3 protein-coding genes are annotated in these 2,568 nt (G+C 64.1%); 2 read left to right on the top strand and 1 reads right to left on the bottom strand.

Annotated elements, in window-relative coordinates; genetic code table 11:
* On the top strand, positions 1 to 92 hold a 92-nt coding region (locus tag BUA41_RS18675; protein WP_139249141.1), incomplete at its 5' end, for a 4Fe-4S dicluster domain-containing protein.
* Between the two features lie 71 nt (positions 93 to 163).
* The gene (locus BUA41_RS18670) at positions 164 to 937 is read left to right on the top strand and encodes an enoyl-CoA hydratase/isomerase family protein (protein ID WP_072825722.1); all 774 of its coding nucleotides are present in this window, start codon (positions 164 to 166) and stop codon (positions 935 to 937) included.
* Positions 938 to 1,003: 66 nt separating this feature from the next.
* Here BUA41_RS18670 and BUA41_RS18665 read toward each other — a convergent pair whose 3' ends face one another.
* Positions 1,004 to 2,272: a DcaP family trimeric outer membrane transporter gene (locus tag BUA41_RS18665; RefSeq protein WP_175547016.1), complete on the bottom strand. Its 1,269-nt coding sequence runs from the start codon at positions 2,270 to 2,272 to the stop codon at positions 1,004 to 1,006.
* Between the last annotated feature and the right edge of the window lie 296 nt (positions 2,273 to 2,568).

Genomic DNA, 2,568 nt, shown 5'->3' with positions numbered 1-2,568 from the left:
ACTGCAAGACCTGCGACATCAAGGACCCGGCCCAGAACATCACCTGGGTGGCGCCGGAGGGCGGCGGCGGGCCCAACTACCCCAACATGTAATCTTGGCAGCGACGCCGGCCCATGGTGACATGGTCCGGCGTTCTTTTTGGAACAGTATTACGAGGCCCCCCATGTCCTCCCACACCAGTGTCGAAGTGCTTCATCACGACGAGGCTATCGTCGAGATCCGCCTGAACCGCCCGGAAGTGCGCAACGCCCTGGACGAAGCCACCGCCCTGGCGCTGAACGCGGCCTTGCAGGCGGCCGCCGAGGATAGCGGCGTGCGCTGCGTGATCCTGAGCGGCGAAGGCGCCAGCTTCTGTGCCGGCGCCGATATCGGCGAGTTCGAGTCGGGCGCGACCACCCCCGCCAGCGAACGCCTCGCCACCCTGTTCAAACCGGCATTGCTGCGCATGGTCGCCATGCCCAAGCCGGTGATTTGTGCGGTCAACGGGGCCGCCGCAGGCATCGGCGTCGCCTATGTGCTGTCCAGCGATCTGGTGCTGATGGGCCGCTCCGCTTATCTCAAGCTGGCGTTCATCGACATCGGCCTGATCCCCGATGGCGGCATCACCTGGCACCTGGTGCGACGTGTCGGTCATGCACGGGCCTTCGAACTGGCGGCCACCGCCGCGCCGATCGATGCCGAGACCTGCCAAACCCTGGGCCTGGCCAACCAGGTGGTCGACGACGAGTCGCTGCAGGCAGAAGCCCTGCGCTGGGCGCGCCTGCTGGTATCCCAACCCCGCCAGGCCGTCGCCCACACCAAGCAGGCCCTGCGCGCGTCGGCCCTGAGCGATCTGGAAGCCGCTTTCGACCATGAAGGCCGTCTGCAGGACGAATGCAAGGCGTCTCCGGAGTTTGCCGCGCGCATCGCGGCATTCCGGGACGCTCGCCGGCGCTGACACCGTCCATCAAAAAGGCCCCGCAAGCGGGGCCGAAGCGATCGATGTCGTGGCGATGAAGGGCAATTAGAAGGTGTATTGTGCCGAGAAGTGCACCCGATCCAGGTCGAAGCTGTCGCCATCGACTTCCTCGAGATCGAAGCGCTGATACTCGATGCCGTAGGTGGTCTGCGCCATCGGCGACCACATCAGATTGACGAAGGTGGTATCGTAGCTGTCGGTCATGTTGCCCGTTCCATCCTCGTCCAGCCCGGTCCGGGAATAGGCCAGCGAACTGCGCAGGTTGTCGGTCCAGTAGTGGCGATAGATCGCCGAGGCGCCCCAGGCGTCGACGCCCTCGATCTCGCCGTTGTCGGTCTGGGAATCCGGGTAGGGACGCAGCCCCATGTAACGCCCCAGGTTGCCGTAGTTGGCCTGCAGGCGGATGTCGTCCTTGCCGAAGGTCGGAAAGCGTCCGGTCACGCTGTAGGCATCGCCCCACTCGCTGTCGTCGTCAACGCCGTCGTCGACGGTGAGCCTGCGCGCCAACGCGGCGACGGACGCATGGCCCCAGTCGCCGTCGAAGTTCACCCGGCCGACGATATCCGGCACCGACTGATCGTCACCACCGTCTTCGGGGTTCTCCAGGGCGAACTGCAGGCTGCCGCCATCGAACGGCTGGGTGTAACGCAACTGCGTCTGACGCACGAAGACGACGCTGGCCTGCTGACCGAAGGCATCGACCTCGCCCAGGCCGTTGAGGTCCATGAAGGTCGACCAGGTCTGACCGGCCAGCCAGTTGCCCCAGCTGCCGTAGGCGTGGCGCAGACGCGGCGCATAGGAGTTGCTGACGAACTCGTTGGCCTCGTCGTCGGCCCCATAGAAATCGACCTCGATGAAGGTGTTGAGCGTATCGCCCGCCACCGGCGTGCTAGTGCCCACATTGATCCGGCTCTGGCGTGCACTGAAACTGTTGCGGACGCCTTCGTCTTCGTTCGTTTCCGTACGCAAGGAGCTGGGCGTAACGATCTCGCTGGCCTTGCCGTCGCCATACCCATTGTCGGCAAAGGTCGCCTGTGCCTTGACGTAGCCGCCGATCTTGAGCGTGGTTTCGCCGATCTTGAGACCACCGCCCGGCGCCTTGGTGACGACGTTGTCGCTGACCGTGGCGACGTCCTTCTGGGTGGTTTGCTGCTGCGACTTGAGCTCGTCGATCTGCGCCTGGAGTGCTTCCATCTGTGCCTGCAGGGCCTCGATGTCGGCAGGGGTCGCCTGCGCATTGGCCATCCCCAGCGGCAGCATCAGCGATGCCCCGATGGCCGTGACGATTGTTCTCTTTCTGACGGGCTTGAACATGATGATCCCCATTGTTTTTTTAGGTGCGCGACGACCCTGTCCGATGCGGGTTGGGCAACGGAGCAATAGAGGATCACGTGGGTTTGACCCTGCTCGAAGACGCAGGGCCTCATGGAACGGGAGTCGGGCTCCCGCTGCCGCGCCGGTTGGGCGCTTGCTCGTTTAGTGTTCTGCGATAGGCGTCTCTCGGCGAACGCTCTCTTTTGTAATTGTCGGTGCGGCTTGAAAGAGCCGACCTTCTCTGTCTACAGCTTCTGCTCGAACTCGGGCAGGATTTCGAACAGGTCACCGACGAG

Source organism: Modicisalibacter ilicicola DSM 19980, assembly GCF_900128925.1.
GTDB classification, from domain to species: domain Bacteria; phylum Pseudomonadota; class Gammaproteobacteria; order Pseudomonadales; family Halomonadaceae; genus Modicisalibacter; species Modicisalibacter ilicicola.
The sequence above is the reverse complement of the archived record's forward strand: the minus strand, read 5'-3'. Positions and strand labels throughout refer to the sequence as shown.

Bases quoted from the DNA above. Each gene is read 5' to 3' on its own strand.
- BUA41_RS18670 (WP_072825722.1), top strand. From the start codon at position 164: ATGTCCTCCCACACCAGTGTCGAAGTGCTTCATCACGACGAGGCTATC.
- BUA41_RS18665 (WP_175547016.1), bottom strand. From the start codon at position 2,272: ATGTTCAAGCCCGTCAGAAAGAGAACAATCGTCACGGCCATCGGGGCA.